The organism is Paraburkholderia mimosarum LMG 23256 = NBRC 106338, assembly GCF_000739815.1.
GTDB classification, from domain to species: Bacteria; Pseudomonadota; Gammaproteobacteria; order Burkholderiales; family Burkholderiaceae; genus Paraburkholderia; species Paraburkholderia mimosarum.
In genome coordinates this window covers 1-23,061 of sequence record NZ_BBJJ01000084.1, presented here as the reverse complement: position 1 = coordinate 23,061, position 23,061 = coordinate 1, and the positions used below count along the sequence as shown (strand labels likewise).

The 23,061-nt window shown below is 58.1% G+C and carries 11 protein-coding genes and 12 pseudogenes; 13 read left to right on the top strand and 10 right to left on the bottom strand.

Going from position 1 to position 23,061, the window contains the following annotated elements; all coding sequences use genetic code 11:
- Positions 1–732: 732 nt before the first annotated feature.
- Genes BMI01S_RS41290 through BMI01S_RS31830 form a run of 3 tightly spaced genes read left to right on the top strand, consistent with a single transcriptional unit; the run spans position 733 to position 2,797 of the window.
- Positions 733–1,194, top strand: a complete 462-nt coding sequence (locus BMI01S_RS41290) for a hypothetical protein (protein WP_154671431.1) — start codon at positions 733–735, stop codon at positions 1,192–1,194.
- 51 nt (positions 1,195–1,245) lie between these two features.
- Positions 1,246–2,178, top strand: coding sequence for a hypothetical protein (locus BMI01S_RS31835; RefSeq protein ID WP_028232565.1), 933 nt, complete (start codon positions 1,246–1,248; stop codon positions 2,176–2,178).
- Positions 2,179–2,224: 46 nt separating this feature from the next.
- On the top strand, positions 2,225–2,797 hold the full coding sequence (locus BMI01S_RS31830; RefSeq protein WP_028232566.1) for an OsmC family protein: 573 nt from the start codon (positions 2,225–2,227) through the stop codon (positions 2,795–2,797).
- Between the two features lie 282 nt (positions 2,798–3,079).
- Here BMI01S_RS31830 and BMI01S_RS38550 read toward each other — a convergent pair.
- Positions 3,080–4,019: pseudogene (locus tag BMI01S_RS38550) on the bottom strand (IS5 family transposase).
- A 283-nt stretch (positions 4,020–4,302) separates the two neighbouring features.
- Here BMI01S_RS38550 and BMI01S_RS43895 point away from each other — a divergent pair.
- Together BMI01S_RS43895 and BMI01S_RS31815 are read left to right on the top strand one after the other, a co-directional pair.
- Positions 4,303–4,626: pseudogene (locus BMI01S_RS43895) on the top strand (AMP-binding enzyme); the annotation flags it as partial.
- A 25-nt stretch (positions 4,627–4,651) separates the two neighbouring features.
- A pseudogene (locus BMI01S_RS31815) lies at positions 4,652–5,892 on the top strand (thiolase family protein).
- A 140-nt stretch (positions 5,893–6,032) separates the two neighbouring features.
- On the opposite strand, the pseudogene BMI01S_RS39670 reads toward BMI01S_RS31815, so the two are convergent.
- A pseudogene (locus BMI01S_RS39670) lies at positions 6,033–6,152 on the bottom strand (transposase); the annotation flags it as partial.
- A gap of 167 nt (positions 6,153–6,319) precedes the next feature.
- Positions 6,320–6,526 carry a hypothetical protein gene (locus BMI01S_RS42150; RefSeq protein ID WP_169745496.1) on the bottom strand — a complete coding sequence of 69 codons (207 nt, stop codon included), beginning with the start codon at positions 6,524–6,526 and terminating at the stop codon, positions 6,320–6,322.
- 35 nt (positions 6,527–6,561) lie between these two features.
- Between BMI01S_RS42150 and BMI01S_RS31810 the strand changes: the two genes are divergently transcribed.
- The 5 genes and pseudogenes from BMI01S_RS31810 to BMI01S_RS43365 form a co-directional block, all read left to right on the top strand.
- The gene (locus BMI01S_RS31810) at positions 6,562–7,143 is read left to right on the top strand and encodes a phasin family protein (protein ID WP_028232568.1); all 582 of its coding nucleotides are present in this window, start codon (positions 6,562–6,564) and stop codon (positions 7,141–7,143) included.
- 387 nt (positions 7,144–7,530) lie between these two features.
- Entirely contained in the window at positions 7,531–8,433 is a 903-nt protein-coding gene (locus BMI01S_RS31805) for a GNAT family N-acetyltransferase (protein WP_028232569.1), read from the top strand.
- 427 nt (positions 8,434–8,860) lie between these two features.
- The gene (locus BMI01S_RS31800) at positions 8,861–11,863 is read left to right on the top strand and encodes an amino acid adenylation domain-containing protein (RefSeq protein WP_036046734.1); all 3,003 of its coding nucleotides are present in this window, start codon (positions 8,861–8,863) and stop codon (positions 11,861–11,863) included.
- Between the two features lie 79 nt (positions 11,864–11,942).
- Positions 11,943–12,221 (top strand): annotated as a pseudogene (locus tag BMI01S_RS31795) (IS6 family transposase); the annotation flags it as partial.
- 186 nt (positions 12,222–12,407) lie between these two features.
- Positions 12,408–13,407: pseudogene (locus BMI01S_RS43365) on the top strand (IS701 family transposase); the annotation flags it as partial.
- 487 nt (positions 13,408–13,894) lie between these two features.
- Here BMI01S_RS43365 and BMI01S_RS43360 read toward each other — a convergent pair.
- The 3 genes and pseudogenes from BMI01S_RS43360 to BMI01S_RS44175 all read right to left on the bottom strand — a co-directional run.
- A pseudogene (locus tag BMI01S_RS43360) lies at positions 13,895–14,982 on the bottom strand (recombinase family protein); the annotation flags it as partial.
- Positions 14,963–15,136, bottom strand: a complete 174-nt coding sequence (locus BMI01S_RS43355) for a hypothetical protein (protein ID WP_154671537.1) — start codon at positions 15,134–15,136, stop codon at positions 14,963–14,965. The gene BMI01S_RS43355 and the pseudogene BMI01S_RS43360, both read right to left, overlap by 20 nt.
- A 121-nt stretch (positions 15,137–15,257) precedes the next feature.
- Positions 15,258–15,404 (bottom strand): annotated as a pseudogene (locus BMI01S_RS44175) (DUF5372 family protein); the annotation flags it as partial.
- Positions 15,405–15,433: 29 nt separating this feature from the next.
- Here BMI01S_RS44175 and BMI01S_RS39655 point away from each other — a divergent pair.
- Positions 15,434–15,742: pseudogene (locus BMI01S_RS39655) on the top strand (IS701 family transposase); the annotation flags it as partial.
- Positions 15,743–15,999: 257 nt separating this feature from the next.
- On the opposite strand, the gene BMI01S_RS31775 reads toward BMI01S_RS39655, so the two are convergent.
- The 4 genes and pseudogenes from BMI01S_RS31775 to BMI01S_RS31765 all read right to left on the bottom strand — a co-directional run bounded on the left by BMI01S_RS31775 (position 16,000) and on the right by BMI01S_RS31765 (position 21,555).
- Positions 16,000–18,423 (bottom strand): autotransporter family protein, encoded by a 2,424-nt coding sequence (locus BMI01S_RS31775; protein ID WP_051381612.1) that lies wholly within the window; start codon positions 18,421–18,423, stop codon positions 16,000–16,002.
- 1,060 nt (positions 18,424–19,483) lie between these two features.
- Positions 19,484–19,837, bottom strand: a pseudogene (locus BMI01S_RS31770) (DDE-type integrase/transposase/recombinase); the annotation flags it as partial.
- A 76-nt stretch (positions 19,838–19,913) separates the two neighbouring features.
- A pseudogene (locus BMI01S_RS44170) lies at positions 19,914–20,120 on the bottom strand (hypothetical protein); the annotation flags it as partial.
- 835 nt (positions 20,121–20,955) lie between these two features.
- On the bottom strand, positions 20,956–21,555 hold the full coding sequence (locus BMI01S_RS31765) for an integrase core domain-containing protein (RefSeq protein ID WP_051381613.1): 600 nt from the start codon (positions 21,553–21,555) through the stop codon (positions 20,956–20,958).
- Positions 21,556–21,730: 175 nt separating this feature from the next.
- Between BMI01S_RS31765 and BMI01S_RS31760 the strand changes: the two are divergent.
- Together BMI01S_RS31760 and BMI01S_RS31755 are read left to right on the top strand one after the other, a co-directional pair.
- Positions 21,731–22,396, top strand: a pseudogene (locus BMI01S_RS31760) (GGDEF domain-containing protein); the annotation flags it as partial.
- Positions 22,397–22,758: 362 nt separating this feature from the next.
- A partial coding sequence (locus tag BMI01S_RS31755; protein WP_174480164.1) for a hypothetical protein occupies positions 22,759–23,061 on the top strand: 303 nt, incomplete at its 3' end.

Sequence of the window (23,061 nt, the reverse complement as noted above, 5' to 3'; positions counted from 1 at the left end):
GCAAGGCTTTGCGGCCCTCAACGAGTCAGGAGGTCGTGTAGTGACGCATTTATTGTCGCAACGGTGACACTTTCAATACGGACTACGCTTACCTTAACCGCTCCGGCCTCGCCAACTGCGCAAGCCATTCCCCATGGGGCCCGCACACAAATTCGATCCCTTCGGAAAACCCGCAACCGGCTGGCAATTTGCACAGCCTATCTCGAGACTCGATCGGTTTCGTGGCGAAGAGATCCTGAACGGCGGGGGGAAGCGACTTTATAGGGCTGACCCGGAAGTTTGGCGCAGCCTCTCGTGATTGATGAGTGTAGACTCCGCGCCGCGCGCTTTGTGGCGAAGCTGAAAGGGTCATTTTGCACGAATTGCTCATGTATGAAGCCGGCCGGCTGAGCGAGATCCTCGTCCAGACGGTGGGTGCCCCGACACCTGATTTCCCGGAGATCACCGCCGCTGCGCACGACTTTCGATATCGGAGACCAACGCTATCTGCCATGAACCTGGATCACGGTCAACTGGTCGGGTTGGCGTAGGTGCACTTTCGCCCGCGTCGCTGGACAGATTGCCGAGTCCAATCTTTTAATCGAGGTCAAAACACAACACTTAAAAATAGCCGGATCGCCGAATTTCAATCAAGCTACTACAGGGTGTCTGGAAAGACCTGACACCGTCAGGGTGTTGACATCACCTTTTGATGACCGATGGCCGAGATCGCGTCATGCAGGGAGGGAAGGTATGACTGCCTTACCGTCAAGCGATTTAGTGATCGAAGGATTGGACGCGCAGGAGGCGGAGCAATTGTTGCACGAGTGTTGCACGTCCGTGCATTGGTTTGATCGCTCCGAGTTCCTGGCCGACACCGCCCGACAGCATATTCCACGCTTTCACGCACATCGTCGCTTGCACTATGAGGGCCTTGTACGCCCCCGCAATCATCACCTCGAAGGCTTCGCGGTAAGCTTTGGCCCGGAAGACGTCCATGCCGAGAGACCTTGGCTTGCCTATCCGGGTCTGCGTTTGCTGGCGGCCGACCGTGACATAGTGGCCCAAGCGGCCGACAAGCTCTCGGTCCTATCGATCTTCAAAGCCGCTGGCGTCCAGTCGCCCCCGTCACTGGCCCTCCTGGCCGAAGGTGGGTTTCAGGCGTTCGCACTGCGGTGCGAATACGCCGGCGAACTGGTCGTCGTGCCGCGGTGAGAAAACAACCTGACAGCCACGTCAACGATGTGTGGAATCGGGAGAAATGCCATGAACACAGTATCGCAAGTGTCCGAGCGCGATCGCTATGCCCGTTGCATCAGTGCTTCGAAGAGGGTTCGGTGGGAAATTGACCGCGACGTAATTGGAGGCCGCACCTTTGATGCCTCTCAGAAATATCTTCCTGACGGGCTCTCACTCGCTCAGAAATTTTTCACACTTTCAGCAAGCGAGAAGACTTTCGTCAGCCAGATCCAGGGACGCACCTATGCCAACGTTTTCGGGCTCGTGGAGCGCTTCATCACCGCAAAGGTGCTGGACATCAGTCGTGACCACTGGCTCGGTGATCAAGTGGCGCTCGAGGCGCTGGTCCGATTTAGCGACGAGGAACTGAAGCATCAGGCGCTCTTTCGTCGTATCGACGAGATGATCGATGAGACTCTCCCGACTGGCTATCGCTTCGTGGTCGATCCTGACGCTGTCGCATCTAGAGTCCTCACCAAAAGCACATGGGCCGTATTAGCGCTGACGCTCCATATTGAACTGTTCACGCAACTCCACTATCGCCATAGCATCGCTCCTGACAATCAGCTATCGGACCTCTTCAGGAGCGTGTTTCTCTATCACTGGAAGGAGGAGAGTCAACATGCCATCCTCGACGAGCTTGAGTGGGTCCGTCACGACGCCACCATTACGAATAGGGATCGCGACCAGGGGGTCGACGAATTCATTGAACTTGTCGTCGATATCGATTGCATTCTGCAGGCGCAGGCCGCAGCTGACGCGCACTATTTTGTGGCGAACTGCGCCCGTGGAATCGACGAGTCGGAAGGCCAGTCGATCGAATCGAATTTCCTCGAGGCCTACCGGTGGCAATACATTCACTCGGGCGCACGTCATCCGCGTTTCGGGGAGGTGCTTGATAGACTCGTCTCCCAACAACAAGGCAAGCGCATTCAGGCTGCGCTTGGCAGGCTGCAATGAAATCGTCCGGAGCTGAATGATCCAACCATATTGGAGGAGATGGAATATGGGTACCGACGCACAGATCAACGAACCCAAAATCGTCAATGGGCTCAACGTCGACGATCTGCTCTCCCTGATTGGGAGCGTCAAGGAGGATGTTTCGAGAGCCGCTACCAGTTGGCGCGTGGCGACAACCTGGCAGGGCCAGACGCGAACTCGCGCCGAGGTGCAAGGGTATTCGATCGGCGGGCAGCATGTATCGCGGGGTTTTACAATCGATATCGACGAGCCCTTCGAACTCGGCGGTTCCAACGTATGTGCTAATCCTCAGGAGCATTTGATCGCCGCGCTGAACGCCTGCATGACTGTGGGCTTCGTGGCGCAATGCGCCATCCGCGGGATCACACTCGAATCACTGGAGATCGAGACTGAGGGCGAAATCGACCTGAGGGGTTTTCTCGGGATCGACCCCCGAGTGGCAAACGGCTACGAAAGCTTGCGGTACACGGTTCGTATCAAGGGCGATGGGACCAGGCAGCAGTTCGCAGAAATCCACGATGCGGTAACTGCCACGTCGCCCAACTACTACAATCTTGCGAATATCGTCATCCTGAAATCGACGCTCGTGGTCGAGTGAGGTCCGCCGCGCTCAAACGGCGGACCGATTGTGTCTACCTCGCGAGTTGTATGTGTGTCGTGTCAGGAATAAGGTTAGGGTATGCTGATTACTTTAGGGCGACGCTGAACAAGCCCGGGTAACACGACCGATTGCGACCAAGATATGTGTAAACTTCCGGGTTCGCGAATAACAGCCCAAAAAACGGGCATTCCAGCTCATGTTGGGCCCCGCGACGGGCTCTGCACGGGCTTTTCGCCCGTCTTCAGCCCATTACGGGCGCACCTGTGCCTTCGAACGACCTCACCACATGTAGAGATTGGCCAGCGCGAGCGCCACGAAGGCGCGATTGGCATTCTTCGCCAGACCGCGGTAGCGAACCTTCGTGAAGCCCCACAGCCGCTTCACGACCGCAAACACATGTTCGACCCGGGCGCGGATCTTCGACTTGTTGCGGTTCTTGCGCCGCGCGACTTCGTCTGCGATGTCCTTGCGGCGCGTGCGCTTGTTCGTGAAGTCACGTGCCTTCGGGGCCTTGCTGTGAATCAGCGATTTCTGGGTCGCGTATGCGCTGTCACCATATACGCGTTGCTCCTCACCGTGCAGCAACTGTGGCAGCGGATGCTTGTCATGCACGTTCGCGGCCGTCACCACCGCGCTATGAGCCAACCCGCTCTGACTGTCCGCACCGACGTGCAACTTCATGCCGAAATCCCATTGCTGGCCTTTGCGCGTCTGAAGCATTTCGGGGTCACGCGCCTTCTCCTTGTTCTTCGACGATGGCGCACCAATCAGCGTGGCGTCGACGATCGTGCCGCTCTTGAGCTTTGCTCCACGTTCCTGCAGCACCACGCCCACTTCCGCGAAGATTCGCTCGCCCAGCTTTTGCTCTTCCAGCAGATGCCGGAAATTGAGCAGCGTGGTAGCGTCCGGAACCGTTTGGCTGCCAAGGTCAATACCAACAACGGTGCAGGCTGAGACTGTCGTACAACGTCTCTTCGCATGCGAGGTCGGCAAGATGGAATCAGTGCTGCACGAAGTGAATCCGCATCATGCGCTCCAGCGCAATCGGCGGGCGACCATTGCCGCGTTTCGGATAAAACGGTTCCACCACCGCGCACAGCTGCGCCCACGGCCCGATCATGTTCATCTCATCGAGGAACGCTTCGCGTCGCGTAGGTTTGCGCTTCGCCCCGAATCCCGCGCATTGATCGACAGCCATCGCCAGTGTCAGTTGTTTCATCGCGTTTTTACTTTTGCCGTTACATGTCCACGCTATAACGCATGACGGTCATGAGCGGTGGACTTGATCAGCATTGCCTTAGACTTTTAGCGCCCAAATGAGCGACTCTGAAAAATGCTTTGGAATTCGAATAAATGTGACACGGATAGATAGGCAAGCAGCGCGGCGGCCAATGAGAATCGTTTTTGGTTCTCTTGCGATTGCCCATGTCCCTGTCGAAGCGCACTGAGTTTTACCTGAGCAAATGGATCAACGTTCTGCTTACCGCCGTGCCGATTCGCTCGTAATCGTCAGCGGCGGCTTCAACGTCTATCCGAGCGAAGTCGAGCAGGTGACCTTGGCGCGTCTCCGGCGGTGCAGCACTGCGCGGCGGTGATCGGCGTGTCCGACGAAAAGTGGGGCGAAGCCGTGGAGGCAATAGTGAAGCTCAAAGGGGGTCATAGCGTCAGAGCCGAAGAGCTCGTGGCGTTGTGCAAGGAGAAGCTCGGTTCGGTCAAGTCCGAAGAGCGTGGATTTCATCGGCGCGTTGCCGCGCAGCCTAGCTGGTAAGGTGCTGAAGAAGGACCTGCGCGAGCAGTACTGGCAGGGAGAAACGCTCCGCATCTGAGTCAGCCACACTGGGATAAAACACCATGAGCGACATTTACATTGCCGGCATTGCGATGACCGCGTTTGGTCGGCATCTCGAACGCAGCGTCGACGATCTTGCGGGCGAAGCACTACGCGGAGCGTTGAAGGATGTGGGCTGCGGCGCCGAGGCGATCGGCGCGGCTTTCTATGCGGGCATCACCGGCGGGCCGTTGCAAGGCCAGCTGTCGATTCCGGGGCAGGTCGTCTTCAGCAAGATCGGTATTGAAGGCATCCCGGTTTACAACGTCGAAAACGCCTGCGCATCCGGCAGCACCGCGGTGCATCTCGCGGTACAGGCATTGAGGTCGCGTGCCTGCGATGTTGCGCTGGCACTCGGTGCAGAGAAGATGAACGTGCTGGACAAGGCGAAGTTATTCGCCCTGTTCGAGGCGGGTTGGGACGTGGCGCGCGTCGATGAAAACTTCGCCAACCTGTTGAAGCTCGGCGAAGGCGTAGTGCCGCCGCCCGGTTCCGAGTCGGAGCGCCCCTATAGCCGCTTCATGTCGGTCTATGCCGCGCTGTGCCGCTATCACATGAAGAGCTACGGCACCACGCAGCGCCAGATCGCCGCCGTGTCGTCGAAGAACCATCTTCATTCGGTGCACAACCCGTATTCGCAGTTCGCCAGGCTTTCACGATCGACGAGGTGCTCGCGGCGGCGCCGATCACGTATCCGATCACGCTGCCCATGTGCGCGCCAGTTTCGGACGGCGCGGCGGCGGCGATCCTGTGCACTGGAGAGGGCTTGCGACGCATCGGTGGCGACCGCAGCCGCTGCATCCGGGTTGTGGCTAGCGTGGTCCGCAGCTTCACGCATCGTCGCGCCGACGAGCCGCAGAAGAACATCGGCCGCCTTGCGGCGCTGCAAGCCTACGAGCAGGCGAGTCTCGGTCCCGATGACATGGATGTCGCCGAGGTGTACGACGCGTCGGCGATGGGCGAAATCATCCAGGCCGAAAACCTCCAACTGGTTCCGCTAGGTGAGGGTGGTCCCGCTGCCGAACGCGGCGAGTTCACATTGGGCGGACGCATTCCCATCAACACATCGGGCGGACTCGAATCGAAGGGGCATCCACTGGGTGCGACGGGAATAGGTCAGCTTTACGAACTGGTTACCCAACTGCGCGGTGAAGCAGGGGCGCGTCAGGTACCTGGCGCGCGTCACGCGATTCAGGAGAACGGCGGTGGATTTCAAGGCATCGAAGAGGCGGCGCTTGCCGTCCACATTCTAAGCAAGGTCTGATGGAGCAAATTGGAAGAGACGACGGAACCCCAGGCAGGACAGCAAGACGACTCGCGCTCCGGATTGAACCGCAGTACTCTCCTCGGTTCTGGTAATCATATGGCCAGCCCCTCGCCGTTGTGGTGAAGCGGCGGGCGTAGAGAGATGTCGCCAAGCCGCGCTTTGCCGCCACTGCAGTATTGACCCGGCGTGAGTCCGAGCCAGGCTGCAACCTGGCGGCCATTCCTGAAATCACGCCCGGCACCGATGCTTGCGAGAATAGAGGGGCGTACCGTTCAGCGACTTCGCCACACATAGCGACGACGACCACGGGGCGACGGTGTTGTTGCAATGAAGGGCGCAAGCAAATCCAGTGGGACACTGCGAGGAAAAAATGCTTCTTCACAAAGTGCCCTATGATAGACCGATTCAATTGGTATCCCGACCGTCACCGTTCTGTAATGGAATCTTCGTCGTTTTCAGCCTTTGCACCTGTCAACACCCAGCGAGCACCATCGCGCAGCTCAACGCTGAGGAAGTGGGACAGGCAGTCACCACTGAGACCAATGCACCTGGGAGGCAGATTGGAAAATGTACGCCGATACGGTGACTTCCAGACGGCGCGCTTCATCATCTGGTCACCCTTGCCGAACATGCTGAACACTGGACATACGTCTTCAGGAGGCACACATGACTGATTTTCGGGAACAAGCTGCTGTAGCTCAACGGGCGAATCTTGACTTCTTCTTCGGCGTGGCCGGCAAGATGCTGGAAGGCGAGGAAAAGCTCTTCCGACTGAATCTGGATACGACGAAAAGGGCGTTTGCCGATTGGTACCAACGCTTGCAAGCTGGACTGACGCAAAAGGAAGGACAGGAAGTTACTGGCTTGCAAAACGCGCTGGTGCTGCCCTCGGCCGAGAAAGTCACGACGTACGAACGTCAGGTTGCCGAGATTGTGTCGACCATGCGAAAGCAGTTGGCAGAGGTTGTCAACGCCCAGTACCGGGAAGCCAACCGCCAGGTTCAATGGTTCGTCGAGAATGTCGCGCAAAACGCCCCGGTCGGCTCCGAAGCTGCAATCGCGTTTCTGAAACAGGGTGCGTCGCTTGCCAACACCGCCTACGAAACCGTACAAACAGCCACAAAGGAGGCAGTCGATGTCGCGCAAGGCAGCCTGAGCGCTGCAACGAAGACCGCATCGGCGATGACCGAAGCGGCTGACGACTCAGTCGAAAAAGCAGAAAAGGCAGTGAAGGCGACGAAGCAATAGTTTGAAGAAACGCTGAAAGCTCGTGCGCGGAAGGCGCGCGAGCTAGCGAGCTAGCGAGCTTGACGCAGGCTGAAGCCAACCGCAACGCTGCAGGCATACCGAAGCTGAACGCCCGAGCCGAAGAAGCCCAGGCGCGGAGATGGTGTGCGCCGAAACAAACGGCGCACGCGCTTGCAATACCGCTATCGACCTGTTCGCCCACCCTCAAGGCCTTCGCCGATGCTTATCGCGATACCTTTGCGGTCGAGCGCGATCCGCAAGCGATGCTTCGTTTCGGGAAAAAGCTGAAAAACGCTCCGGTTCTCGCGGGGATCCTATCACCCGGCAAGCAAGGCGTCTGGATCCGCCCGTTGCGAGAAGGGGCATCCACGAACGGGGGAGCAGATCATGAACGATGCCGTTTCAAGGCGAGACGCTGGTCTTCGCTCATGCCTACGGAAGCTCGGCGAGCAGCGCTTCAATTGTGCTCTGGGAGGACAAACCCTGATCCGGCGGTACCTCTTGAAACCGCGGGATGCAGAGGGGGTTGCTGACTTGCTGACGACAGTTTTTACCGAGCGCGAGCCGTTAAGTCTGGCCCTTGACATCGGTTATGAGGACATGAAGGCCTTCAGTCGGACGGCATGTGATCTTGCATCGCGCTCAGGGTTATCCGCAGTGGCAAAGGACGCAGAAGGTCAGATTGTCGGCTTCGCGCTTGGGGAGAATTGGCCTGCGCTACCGCGGGAAGATCCTCTGCTAGGGGATTGTTATCCACACATGGCGCCGATTTTTGCGTTGCTCTCCAGTTGCAAAAAGGCGTTCGATGCAGCGCATATCAGTGACAACCAGGCCCTCCACATCGTTTGCGTCGGCGTTTGTGCGCAGCACAGAAATAGGGGTATTACCAAGCTGCTTGTCGCGGACATCATGGCGCTTGCCGCCGAGTCCGGCATCGCACGCGCTTTAACGGAGGCGACCGGCCTGTCCTGGCACCTGTTTGCTAGTCTCGGCTTCGAGACCACGCATGAAGTGTTTTATCGGAGCTTCGTTTTTGACAACACGCGGCCCTTTGCGGGCATCACCGGTGTTCCATCGACAAAGGTTATGGAAAAGCTTTCTGCGTTGAATGGCAGTCATCTGAATAACCCGGAAGTTGTACCGAAGCGCTGCGTATCAGGAATGAAATATTGCCCGTTACAGCGGTGTTATCCGGATACGTCTTGGCATGTGCTGGCACCGGCACACATTGACGAGTACCGCATCTTCGCATACGGGGTGCACTGCCGCTCGAACGGGCGGGCGCAGTGATGTGCCGCGCACACCTTTCGCATGCGAAAGCGCGCACCACGCGTTTGACCGCCGGCTGCGCCTTGAGCGTCGCAAGCTCGAGCCGGTCCGGGAAACGGCCGGTCTTCATCCGGCGAAGCGCCAGTACCCGCGAGGAAAATTGAATCGCCTTCGTGACGGATGAATGCAAGCCATTCGGTAGCGCGCGCACGAAACGACGTAGAGGTTTACCAGGTTGCCCCGACTCTGTCATATGTCCGGCGCACATTTTCTCTGACTGCCCTGCAATGCGTATTGAAATCCATTGACGCTGGCTTGCGAGGTTTCAATGTTGAAGTCGCGAAGCGACCGATTGCGAGCAGCGGCGAGGACCGCGCTTCAAGCATTGATGAGACATCGGTCCCTATTACGGCCACAGCCATGAATTCTCAAATGCGAGGACTCAAACATGTTCGCCAAAACTGTATTGGACTTGTTTGATCGTCAGGTTAGCTTATCGCCAGAAGGAGTTGCGCTGGCGAGGGGGAAGACGAGGCTGACGTACGGCGAGCTTGCGGCGCGTAGCGACGCAGTCGCTCGCTTTCTGGTCGACCGCGGAGCAAGCTGCGGAGCGCTAATTCCCATCGAAGCGACGCGCTCAATCGACTATATCGTGGCGATTATCGGCGTTCTGAAGGCCAACGCCGTGTACGTTCCGATTGACTACAAGCATCCGGAAGAAAGGAAGAAGCTCATCCTCGAGCAGAGCGGAGCGTCTGTCCTGCTGAGTACTTCAAGTGAACACGACGAGTATGGGAGTGACGCCTTCGATAGATGGACACGCGTGACCGTGGGGTCGCTATCTGCGAAAGCCCCAGTGACACGCCCCTGCTTGCCGGCGAGATCGTCCCCGGCTGAGCCTATTTATGTCATTTTCACGTCCGGTACGACTGGCGTGCCGAAGGGTGTCGTCGTCGAGCACCATGCGGTCGCCCGTCTCATTCAATGGCATAACGACCTGTTCGACGTTACGTCGGACACCCGTCATACGTTGATGGCTGGCCTGGGTTTCGACGTCTGCCAGTGGGAAATCTGGTCGGCGCTCTGCGCAGGTGCGACCCTGCATGTCCTGGACGATGAAACACGGGTGGATATCCGCTTGCTAGCGGATTTCTATTGCCAGAACGCCATCACGCATGCGTTCGTACCGACCGTGATGGTCCCCAACGCGATCAACGCTACGCGCAATCGCGACACTTGCCTAAGGTACCTGTTCACGGCTGGTGAAAAGCTAAAACCAGTCGATACGGAGGGCGTCTTGTATTCATTGATCGACTATTACGGACCCACAGAGGCGACGATCTTCGCGACCTTTCATCACGTACCCGGGTCAGCGTCAGGGAAGCCGGCGTCGATTGGTCGCCCGGTCACGGATACCGAAATACTGATTCTTGACGAGCAGTTTCACGAGCTCCGACCGGGACAGGTCGGCGAACTGTTTGTCGCCGGCTCATGTGTTGCACGTGGTTACCTCAACAACGAGGCATTGACGCGTGAGCGATTCGTTGCACACCCCAGCCGACCCGGCGCGCGCATGTATCGCACGGGCGACCTGGCTCGGTGGCTGCCGGACGGAACCGTGCAATATATCGGCCGACGCGACGAGCAGGTCAAGATTCGCGGAAACCGTGTGGAACTCGGGGAGATCGAGTCGTTTCTCGCGACGCAGAGAGGTGTCGATAAGGTGGCCGTTGTCCTGACAGGTGGGGACGCCGATCGCGTGAGAGAGGTTGTTGCTTATCTCGTTACCAACGGGCTGGCAGGCTCGTTCGCGCAGGTTGTCCAATCGATCAGGGACAATGTGTGTACGCATTTGCCCGATTACATGAGGCCGGGGCGCTACATCGAACTGCTCGACATGCCGCTTACCGTGAACGGCAAGACCGACAAAGCAGCATTGCGCGCGCAGTTCGCGGCGAGTGCGAAAGCGCCAGCCGATGGGCCGGCGGACGGTAATTCCATGGAGCGGCTGGTCTTCGATGTATTCCGAACGGTGCTGCAGCGTAGCGACTTTGGGCTGCGAGACAGTTTTTTCGACGTAGGGGGACATTCCCTGCTGGTTGCCGAAATAGTCATAGCGCTGGAGGAACGGCTTAATACCAAAGTCTATCTTCGCGACGTTTACCAGCATCAGACTGTGGCCGCGCTTGCCGCACATCTCCAGTCGAGGATGCAGGCGGAGCTGCCGGAGGTCGACGGAGAGCCCTTCCAGGAGTTGTCCAACGATATCGGGCTGCCGCCTGCAATCGTGCTGAGCAAACCGTTCGATATAGACCGGCTCAAGCAGCCGCGCCATATTCTTCTGACCGGCGCTACCGGATTTGTTGGCGCCCATTTGCTTGCTGATCTGCTTGCGACGACCGACGCGGTTGTCCATTGCCCGGTTCGGGCGGCCAACGATGCCGAAGCGCGGTGGCGGATCGATGACAAGTTCGCGACTTACCAGATAGAAATGGAGGACTGCAACCGGATCGTTGCATACGCTGCTGATCTTTCGGTCGACAGATTCGGCATGTCACAGGGCGACTACATGAAGCTGACCGGCGATGTCGACGTTATCTATCACTCCGCGAGCACCGTCAACTTCATTCAGCCTTATTCGTACATGAAGAAGAACAACATAGACGGACTTAATCAGATCATTTCGTTCGCTGCCAGCGACAAGCTGAAGGCGTTGATTCTTCTATCGACGATATCCGTCTACAGTTGGGGACACTTGCATACCGGCAAGACCGTCATGACAGAAGAAGACGACATCGATCAGAACGTCTCCGCCGTTGTGGCGGATATTGGCTATGTGCGCAGCAAGTGGGTGATGGAGAAAATCGCTGATCTTGCCGCTGCACACGGATTACCGCTCATGACGTTCCGGCTGGGCTATGCGACGTTTAACAGCCGCACAGGACTGAGCGCAAGCTATCAATGGTGGGGACGCCTGGTCAAAACGTGCATCAGGCTCGGCACCATCCCGGATCTGCACGAGCTACGCGAAGGCTTGACGACCGTTGACTATATGACGCGCGCGATTGCTCATATTTCAAGGAACCCCGCAGCCTTGACGAAAAAATTCAACCTGATTCATTCGGATAAAAGCAATCTCACACTGAAGCAGTTCTTTTCGTTGCTCGAGCCTCTTGTCGGTGCCACGTTCGACATCGTTCCTTTCGCGGAATGGCTCAGCAAGTGGAAGGACGACCGCGACGCTCCGCTCTATCCGTTGCTCAGCCTGTTCCGTGACAACATGTGCGACGGACGCTCCTCGCTGGAACTGTACCAGGACACCTACCGCTGGGATTGCAAGAACGTAACGGGCTTTCTCAAGGGAAGTGGTATTGAAGAACCGACATTCAACGAAGAAGAGTTGAGTCGATATCTCGAGAACTCGATCGGTTTGGTGGCGAAGAGATCCTGAACGGCGAGGGGAAGCGACTTTAGGTTCTGTTGCAGTAAGGCCCACGTTAAAATTGGGTAGCGAATTTTTGAGCTGTGCGATGAAGAAGGCGAAGACACCGCGAACCACACTCGCGCCGGGCCTGGCCAAGGTCCTGAAGCGCCTTCACTACCCGCTTGAAGTGATTTTGCTGTGCGTGCGTTGGTACGTGGCCTATTCGCTGAGTTTGCGCAATCTTGCGGAAATGATGGACGAGCGTGGTATCGCGGTGGATCATTCGACGGTGTACCGCTGGGTCATCAAACTGCTGCCGCTCTTCGAAAGGAGGTTCCGCAAGCACAAGCGTCCGGTTGGGAAAAGCTGGCGAATGGACGAGAGCTAGATCAAGATCACTGGACTTTAGACTTTCAGCGACCCAATGATCGGCTCTGAAAAATGGTTCGGAATTCGAAAAAAACTTGACATGGACAGTCAATCGTGAGGCCGCCGCGCTGCTTGCGCGAGGTTTTAGCGCAAGCAGCGCGGCGGCCAATGAGAATCGTTTTCGATTCTCTTGCGATTGCCCATGTCCCTGTCGAAACGCACTGAGTTTTACCTCAGCGTGCCGCGGCGAATGGATCAACGTTCTCCTTACTGCCATACCGTTTCGCTCGCAGACCAGCTTCATCGAACTGCTGTGCGGGTGCATGATGTCGCCCGAAGGATGGGTGAGTCGCGCGATCTCGGCCATTGGCGGCACACGGCACTGGACGGCGTATTTCAAGCTTCTGGAGCGCGGCAGCTGGCGTACGTTGCCGCTCGCACGGGCGCTGCTGCGCCTGGTGCTAGCGGTCTTGCCCAGCGGTACGCTCACCATGGTTCTGGACGATACGCTGAACATGCGCTGCTCGAAGAAGGCGCCGGGGGTGGACTGGCGACACGAACACAGCGGCAAGATCAACCGGCCGAAATACGTCTGGGCTCAATGCATCGTAACGCTGGGCGTAAGCGTATTGGGCAATGGTGGTGTCGGCATGGTGCTGCCGATCATTTCGCGGCTGGTCCCCCAAAAGGGCAACACCAACAAGCTCAAGATTGCGCTGGCGCTGGTGCGCGCGGTCTCGGGTGCGAGCGATCGGCGCATACGTGTACTGTTCGATTCGTGGTTCATGCGCGCGCGTCTGATCCTGCCGCTGCTGCGCCGGAACATGCATGTGATTGGTCAGGCGCGCATCGATACGGCGCTGTTCCTGCAGCCCGAAACACCCGATGTGCCCCGGCGCGGACGGCCTCGTATCTATGGGCTGCGTCTGAACGCAGATGCCATCGAAGCCTTGCCCGAAATCGAATTGACGATGAGGCTCTATGGCAAGGAGCAGCGTGTGCGCCTGCGTTCGATCGTCGCCGTAGCCCGCTTCCTCAGGGGCATGCCGGTACGAGCCGTGTGGTGCCAGATCTACAACGACAAACGGCAGGAATGGACAAAGCGACGCCTGATCCTGGCGTCCGAAGTGGATCTGGAAGCACAAACCATCGTTCAGTTCTACGCGCGCCGCTGGGGCATCGAGCCGCTGTTCGACGGTCTTCCATAATGCGCACCGAGTCACCGTCGGATGTCACGACAATCTCTTTGATCACGGTGCGCACGATGCGCTTCCGGATTTCGTGCTGGGTGGCGGAGTGTTTCCATAACTGCGGTACATCTTCGGCCAACTCCATGACCGTCTGTATGGTCTCTTCGCTGAGTGTATTGGGGCGTCGTTGGATCAATTCGGCGACCTCGGCCTCCAACCGGGATTGGGCGGCCAATGCATCGTTCCAACGCTTCTCCAGCGACTCGGCGACAAGACGATTGTCGGGGTCCACGGCATCGTATTGGCGTTGCGCACGATTGACTTCGTAGCGAGCACGTTGGAGCGACAAGCGCTTCTGGTCGAGCTGCTCGTCCTCGATGCTTTGCAACTGGTCGACAGCCTGCACCGCCGCCTGAAGTCCCAGTGGCTGCAGGCAATGAAGCACCTGCCCGGCTATCAGTTGATCCGCGCCGAGGCCGCCGAACATCACACAGCTGGAGTGGTTCCGGCTGATGATGCGGGTGTTGCATTGATATCGGATGCTCGTCGGACCTGGATAGTTGACGCAAAGCTTTGCCCCGCAATGTCCACAGCGCAGCAATCCCGACAATAATGCGCTGCCACTCCTGATCGAGCCGCGTACCGAACTTCCATGCCCATTGGTGTTGTTCGCCATCAACTCCCGGTTAGCACAGTACGTGTCCCAGTCGATGTAGCCCTCGTGGCGATCGCGAATCAGCACCGCCCAATCCTCGGGTTGGCGATGTCGGGTACGCACGGCTCGCTTGCGCCCATCCTCAATACGTAGGGTGGTCCTGCTGCGCCCATACGTGTAAACACCCGCGTAGATCGGATTGTGCAGCAGACTTAGCACGCTGTGGTAGCGCGGAGTTCTCCACTCGATGCGCTCTGCGCTGCCCGCACTTGCCACAGCAGGCATCTCGATATTCTGCTCGCCCAACCAGAAATACACACGCCTGGCACTACCGAATTCTGCAAATTTGCGAAACACCAAGTCGATAGCCGCGCGGACACGCGTGTCGGGATCCTTCTCGATTCGATCGTCAAAGGTACGTACGTAGCCGATAGGCATACGCATATAAAGCTCTCCGCGTCTCGCCTTCTGCTTCATAGCTTCGTGCGCTCTCTGCCTGAAGCTGGCCAATTCCATCTCGCTGATCGTTCCTTTCATGCCGAGCAGCAGTCGGTCATTCATCTGAACCGGATCATAGACTCCTTCCGCATCGATGAGCAACGTTCCTACAATACTGCAGAACTCCAGCAGCGTATGCCAATCCTTGCCGTTGCGCGCCAGGCGCGACGCTTCTATGCTCAGCACTGCTCCAACTTCGCCATCGCAGAGCAAGCCGAGCAAACGCTGAAACCCGGGCGCAGCGTACCTGACCCGGAGCGGCCAAGATCGTCGTCGATGACCTCGACCCGCTCCCATCCCAATTGCCGGGCACGCTCAACCAGGGCATATTGTCGCCGCTGGCTTTCGAGGTTGTTCTGTACCTGGTCCTGCGTCGATTGCCGAACGTATACACAGGCCAGCCTCGACAGATGCTCAGGGGTGATCTTGTTCATCTTGCCTCCCCCGGTTGATCGCAATGGCGATGGTTCGCATCCACTGCACCATCTGCTGCTGGAGTTGGAGCTGAACATCCTGAGGTAGTTTCGGTAACCGGATCGCAGCGTCGTCGTCGAACAACGCTATCTGGTCCATTGGGCGTTGCGGCATCGAGTTCTCCTGTAGGGCTTGTGCCAGCCTGTAAGGATAAGAACATCGATACGTTACGGCGCAGTTCCAGTAGCACTGCAATGGGCAAACGCGATTGCCCGGTCATTTGCACATCGGCGGCCGCTAGCTCGGTCATCCATGCAGGAATGGACACGGGCGTACCATCGGATCGCCGAATGATGTAGCAGGGTTCTCCATTGACATAATGCAGCCGGACCACCGCGAGACGCTCGCCAACAAGCGGGTGGAAGGGATAGTGGACAACAATGTCATGCGTGAGATGTTGACGGGCAGAATGTCGTGCCCTTGTTTCACAATCTCAAGCGTTGGTGGGGATTGAACAATCTCTGGCAGCAGACGCGCACGGTACTCGAGCTCTGGATGCAGATCCGTTCGTGCGCGTGGACGCTCACGCAATTGCTCAGCCTGGCGATTGCCGAGGACTTCCCGATGCGCGAAATCGCACCGTGGAGAATCGGTCAGCCCGTCACCGCTGGTCTGGTCGCCCAGTGGCTGCGGCGGGAATTTACCGGACTTGCCCGCAGCACTCCCCCGCAGGGGAAGTCCCGAAAATTCCAGCGGCCCGAAGCGCGTCACGCGCCTTGAGACACCACGTGATGTCGCTTCCGCGGCCCCATACCGTTGCTTCATCCCAATCTCGGTCTCGTTCGCTGCCTCGCTACCGCTACTCACCAACGGTCGGCAACGGCGTTTGGGTGTCTAAAGTTCAGTAAGACTAAGCTGTTCTACAGATTCACGAGGTTCGCGATAATCACGCCCTCGCGCTGCTGCGATTCGATGTTGCGCGTCAGCAGTCGCGCGCCGATACAGCGCTTGATGCGCGAGATCTGCGACTCGACCAGCTACCAGGCCCACCGGGCGCCGACATTCCCAATCAGCGTCCTCTGGCGCTCGCCGCCGAGATTCCTGCCGAGACTAACGGTCGCAAACGCACTTCCATGCTTCGTCACCTTTGCAACCAGCCCCGCGTCTATCTGTCCGGTCGTCTGGCCGACTGGCGTGATAACTGAGGTGCCGCCATCAAATGTCGCTTTATCTTCGCCACCGAATGTTCGCAACAGGCTGATCCGCAGATAAGGTTGCCAGATCGCGCGCGCCGCCTCATAGACACCTGCCAGCCGGATACCGATACGTCCATTCACTGTATCGCCGTTATTGAAGCTCACGCTCGAGATGCCGTCGCCCAAGTCGCTGATCGTCTGGTGTTGCCAGACTAGCTGGGCCTGTGGCTCTATCGTCAGAAATCGCCCCACGGCAAGTGGCCAACCACCTTCCAGTGAACCCGTCACTGCATTGCCGTGCACCGTCGCACTCACCTCCTCGTGTGACCTCGAACTAAGCGACAGCGAGCTTCCCGAAATCACCACGTCGGTATACCAGCCCTGAGGCCCGAGGTGAGTCCAATAGCCGCCCAAACTGTATGCGTTCACCGCGAGATGGCCGGCTGCAGCGTTCGGTACACCCAACGCGTAACCACTGACATCCCCCGTGGCCCGCCCGAAACCGAAGAACATGCCGTAGTGGTCGGCGTGACCGCTCGCCGTTCTGCTTGCATACAGATCGTGGCCGACTTGCGCTCCTGTCAGTGACCCGGAAAACTCCGGTGCGATGTCGCCCGCTTGGGAGAGCGTGCTGTGTGCGCCCCATAGGCGCCCCCACGCCGCAGGAAACCTGCCTTTTTCGTCAAGCAGCGACTGCTCACCTTGGCGCTGGTGAAAATTGTCGATCTGCATCATGGCCAGTTGGCGAACAACAGCACCAGCCTCCGCATAGAGCGCAGCTTCTGGACGATAAAGCACGATCTCTTTTTTTTCGCCGGCCAAAAGCTTATTGCGTAAGTACCAGTTCTGCGAGGTGCCGGCAGTCAGACCACCTCTAGCCAAGTAGTACTCGTATGCGCCAGCTTTCATCCTGTCGCCCGCGAGCGCGAAGGCGTTGGCTTCCGTGGTTGCGCCGTTCGTCGCTCCGACGACCAGAATTCCGTCCGCGGTGATGGGCGCCCCCTGGCCGCCCACATTCGTGACCTTCAGCGTGGTCGCACCGGTTGCGGTGCCGCCGTTGATCACGAGCTTATCTGACACCGCGTTGTCGCCCTCCAGCACGGCGTTTAACGCTATTGTCCCCTTCCTGCCCTCGTAACTGTCGACGACGAGTGTATTGCCGGTGCTTCGACCGCCGCCCAGCTCGACAAGGTTTGCATTTATCAACTGGCCATTAATCGTGAAGTTTCCATGAGGGCCAGCAGCAAAAAGTCCCGATGCGTTCGCGACAGCGAGCGTGCCGTTGTTGATCACGTTGCCGTTGACGCTACCGTAGCCGGCAACGGTAGCGTGCGCAGCGATGTTCGTCGTGCCAGCAATTGACGCAACGGACATGGGTGCATCGCCCACTGCAAGAATACCCTCGCTCACCGTCGTTCCGCCCGTCCATGTGTTCGCGCCGTTGAGCAGTAGCGAGCCTGAACCCAGCTTGGTCAATGCTCCCGCGCCGCTGATATTCTGTGTGATCGTCGACTCGAAGCCCTGCGTATCGATGGCCCCACCCTCTGCCCCAAGCGAAATGATTCGCGCGCCGGCAAGATCGAAACTGCTGCCGAGTTGCAGTGTTCCGCCATCCAGTTTCAGCCCGCCGGCGGCACTGCCAAGCGCGTTATCCGTAGATATGGCGAGCACGCCTTGCTTCACCACAGTGCCTCCAGTATAGGTATTGCCGCCTGCTGCAGCGGGCGCAAGCGTGAGCGTACCGGATCCGTCTTTCACCACCGAGCCGACACCTCCGATGAACCCGGCGTACCTGCCGTCGGCCGACTGAACGAACTGCGTCACGCCATTGTCGGCGATTGTGCCTGGCAGACTCTGCGACGTCCCCTGAAGAACTCCCTCATGACCGACCACAATCGTGCCAGTGTAGGACGTGTTGTCGGCAGTCAGTACGAGTGTTCCCTGTTGCACCTCGGTCGACGTCACGCCTATTGCGCTGAGCGGGTTAGTGATCGTCCACACGCCGCTGTCCTGCTTAAGGAGCGTCTGGAAGTTCGTGATGGTGGTCCGCAGCGTGTCCGATCCCGTGCCGTTCAGTGTCAGCAGATTGTTACCGTCACCGCCATTAATGCTTCCATTCACCGAGGATCCGGTGTACAGGTGCGCCTCGTCATTGCCGTTGGAAAAAACCACGTTGCCGATCACTCTTCCACGGTTGGTGAATTTGATGGCACTTTGTGGGTTTGACGCTATCGCTGTGTCACCATCCCCAGCTGCCTCGATCAAGCCCGTCTCGTTGTTAATGACTGTGTTGGAAGTCGATGCATCTGGATTACTAGCGTCGCCCTGGAAAAAAATTGCAGCCGCACAACCTCTGCTCCCACAACTAGTACTCCTTATGGTTCCGTTGTTGACGATGGTACTACCTGTACCCTCTGGGTTAACCGCCTCGGTGTGATTCTGATCGCCAGAAGACTCGATGATCGCGCCTTCCTCTACCGTCAGCCTGCTGTTGCTACCGAAATCGATCGTGTTGGGGCCAGTTCCAGAGGTGGAGCTGTTTTTGTTCGTCGAATGGTTTCGGACGCTCGCACCATGGCGAACCTCGATGGTGGCTTTCTCACCGAGTGAGATCGCCGGATCTCTGCCACTATCGTCCTGATTAAATCCAACTTCTATTCGCGCGCTCGGTTCAATGATTACGCTTTCGCTTGGACTGCTCGCAGGCCCATCTCCGATCGTAGACGTCCATGGCGACGGCGCGCTGGTGTCGCAGGTTGTCGACCCCGATGAGGTCACACAATTGGCGCTGGATACAGAAGGAAACGACGCAATGTATGCGAGCGCCGCTACGTAAATGACACATCGACGGGAAGACACGCAGGGATTTTTCCAGCCCGGCTCCGATGATGCCTCGCGCGGAAATATGGAGGCTAGGCCCGAAATGAATTCAAACGCCATCTATTCCCCCGCTATCTCATAGATTACCGATTTCACATCCAAAATATACTGACTTTATCCACGGAACCCACGGGCGGAATTTTCTGTTCGGGCGCGTGCCATTGGGTCTGCCAAAGCTGACCCTACGATGTTCATGCAGGACAGACACACCCACTGCAGCAGACTATACTGCGCAGCGGAACCGCCCATTGACGGAGGTCAAGTGACCGCCATGAACAAATAATGGCATCCGTCTCCGCGCAGCAGGAATATCAACATTAGCGCGGCCTGGAATTATCCGTGTGCCGCTACACCGTTACGTCACAAATTACTGACCGGTGCACCAAATACGGTTCTGTCGCAGTAAGAGCGATAGATCGGCCAAATCCGATATGGTATGGATTCCTTATCCAGCCTGCGAATAGAATTGCTGTGCGGGAGTTTGACCAACGCCGCCATCGTTCAATTGTCCGTTGACGATCATGTGCATAACTTCGATGCCGCCCAACAGGATGCGGGCACAACGAAAGTTCTTGAACCCAAGCGTCGGTCGGGTCCGGCGTTTTATCGCCCGATGATCCTGTTCGATGATGTTATTCAGATACTTTTTCTGGCGGACCTTGATCGGCACCTCCCGTGGGGCGTTGATCGCCCGCAAGGCAGCGAGATTCGATCCGCTCTTGTCGATCGTCACGGTCTCGGGGTTGCCATTCTGGCTGATTGCCTTTTCGAAATAGGCCCGGGCCGCAGCCTTGAGCCTGCACCAGCGAGACGACGGTCTGGAAACGTGGATTGATCTCGATGGCAAAGGCATCGCCTTGCGCATCCACGATCAGGTCGAGTCCGAACGTACCACGGTATCCGCGCGATCGCATGACGTCACCAACGCGCTGCGCTATACCACCAATCTGTTCAGCGGCACCCGGCGCCAGTTCATCCGGGTGCACCAACTGGTTGCCGCAGTGCGCGCCCCAGCTCGCCCCGAGGCCCATCACTCCAACCAACTGGTGCGAGAGCGCCGACACGATCGTCTCTTCGGGCATGATGCACGCGGTGACCGTCACCGGCAAGCCATGCACGTACCGTGCTATGCGCAACCATTCACCCGCACAAGCATCCAATCGCGCCGCTAGTTGCGCCAAACTGCTGACCATCCACGTGCCCCGCCCCGTCAGGTTGTTTTCCCGCCGTTGCACGACAAGCGGTTCGCCGCCGTACTCTCGCCACAGTGCGAACGCCTGAAACCCACCTTCGGCCAGGAGGGCCAGTGACGGGGGGACAGGACGCCAGCGGCTTTGAAGATCGATAGGACCGAGAGCTTGTCGGCCGCTTGCGCCACTATGTCACGGTCGGCCGCCAGCAAACGCAGACCCGGATAAGCAAGCCAGGGTCTCTCGGCATGGGCGTCTTCCGGGGCAAAGCTTACCGCGAAGCCTTCGAGGTGATGATTGCGGGGGGGCGTACAAGGCCCTCATAGTCGCAAGCGACGATGTGCGTGAAAGCGTGGAATATGCTGTCGGGCGGTGTCGGCCAGGAACTCGGAGCGATCAAACCAATGCACGGACGTGCAACACTCGTGCAACAATTGCTCCGCCTCCTGCGCGTCCAATCCTTCGATCACTAAATCACTTGACGGTAAGGCAGTCATACCTTCCCTCCCTGCATGACGCGATCTCGCCATCGGTCATCAAAAGGTGATGTCAACACCCTGACGGTGTCAGGTCTTTCCAGACACCCTGTAGTAGCTTGATTGAAATCCGGCGATCCAGCTATTTTTTAAGTGTTGTGTTTTGACCTCGATTAAAAGATTGGACTCGGCAATCTGTCCAGCGACGCGGGTGTGTATCGGCCCGGGCTGTTTGGACACGGTTTTGGGACTCAGGCGGCCTGTTTGAACATTCGCGCCTGACGGGCCTCGAGGGGTGACATGAAGCCCAGTTTTTCGCGTCGCCATTCTCGGTTGTAACGGTCCTTGAAGTCAACGACAGCGGCGCGAACGTCCTCGATATTCCTGAAGATACGCCCGTGAATCACCTGTTCTTTCATGGTCCGATTGAAGCGCTCGGCGACGCCATTGGTTTGCGGCTCGGCAACGAAGGCATAGCTGGGCGTGATACCCCAGAACTTGAGCTGGTTGTGGAAGTCGTCACACGTGTATTGGGATCCGTGATTCATGCGCAGCGTCAGTCCCACACCCATTCTCGCACCCACCCCGCCGAATTCGCTTTGCAGCCCCCGGGAGATAGGCTCGAGGGCCGCAAAGCGGTCTCCAGCCTTCACCGTATGGGTTCCTGCGCAATAGGCATCGCAATGATCGACAGCCGAGAAGACCCATACCAGGCCATCATCCACGGTTTTGATGCGCACCCCGTCGGTTCCCCACATCTCGTTGGGCGTATCGGTCGTGATCCGTTCGTCATGGAGATTGATCTCGCCGCGCGGGGCGCGGTGCGGCGAGACAGGGGCGTCTGTGGTCACAGCTTGCCTTGTCAGACGAAATACTGCGCCTATACTTGTGTTAATTGCCTGAGGAATACCCGGTTGCCGGCGGATGGCCTCCAGCGGCACGGACGGCCGATGTCTCTGATACCGCCCTCACCGGCGCGCCAGGGTTGTACGCAATACGACAGGGAATACGCAGGGGAGTCCGCGGATGGACATCACGGTTGCTGCGCGCGAGCCATCGGCTGGGATCCGGTTGATCACGAAGATCTACGCCCGCGTTCTGCTGGTCGGCTTTGCGCTGACGCCAGCCTGTCTGATCGCCTATCTGTTTTTCTTTCAGGACCCGGCACTCAAGTTCGAAAACCATCCCGTTCACGAGATCGCGATCGCAACTGCAACCCTCGAAGGGCTGTTCGTGACTTACGTGACATGGCGGTGCTACTGCTCGTCCGGCGAGCCGCTGTTGCGTTGGATGACGCTCGGCTTTCTCGGTTTTGTGCTCATTTACGCCCTGCACGGCGCCCTCACCGGCATGGCGCATCACAATATCTGGCTGTTCCTGCTTTATGGTCCGGCATCGCGCCTCGTGATGGCAGTCCTGCTGCTGGTTGGGCTTCTCTCATACAACCGGCCGCCCGACAGCGTCGGGAAGCGTTCCGATTCGCGCGGCTGGCTGGTATGGACCGCGCTGTTCGTCTGCGTCAATCTGGCAGTCGCCTGGGTTGCATACTCTCCGGTCGCGGGAAGTCTCGCTGTCCGCGTGTCGATGGAAGGGGGCGCAATGATCCTCTCCGCGCTGAACGTCGCGATGTTGATGCTGCGGCGTATCCGCACCCCGCTCATGGTCATCTTTGGTATCGCGGTCACGTCGTTTGAAGGGACTGTCAGTGTCGGGGCCTCGCAGTTCGGCCGCGACGGCAAGACACTCGATCCTGCGTGCGGCCGACATGCGGCTCTACTGCGCGAAACATCTGGGGCGCAATCGCGTTGTTGTTGCGTGAGTACCAGTGCCGAATATCTGGGGTGTGTAGCGGGCGCGGCTAGGGGAACGCTGAGCTCCTGCGGCGCCGCGATACGGACCAACCGACGTATCCGTCATGTGCCTGCGTGACCCAAATTGGCGTCGCTTCACCTGCCGTTTGGGCGACCGGTCAGGCTTCGCCGCAGTGCCAGCCAGCCTCGGCCGGGACTGTCGGTAGATACCTGCGAACATCGATCCGCCTTCAGGAGGGCGAAGTGCTGTCGCCACTTCAGGTCATGCTTTCCAATCACCCAGCAAGAAATGGTGCCGAAATGAAGAAGACAAACGGGGAGTGCTTTCAGGTCGGATGCACCATGTCGAACTTGATAGACCTGGAGATTGAACACATCCAGCACGCGATATCGATTTCAATCGAGCTTGTCGGCCCCGTCTTTCCTGCCACGTATTGGCGCCAGCGGTTGCATAGCCTGCTAGGTACAGGCCACGTCAACAAGGGCCAGTTAGGGAAGATCGACAGTCTGCTGCTAATGCTCGATCTGCACGAATTGAACGGTTCT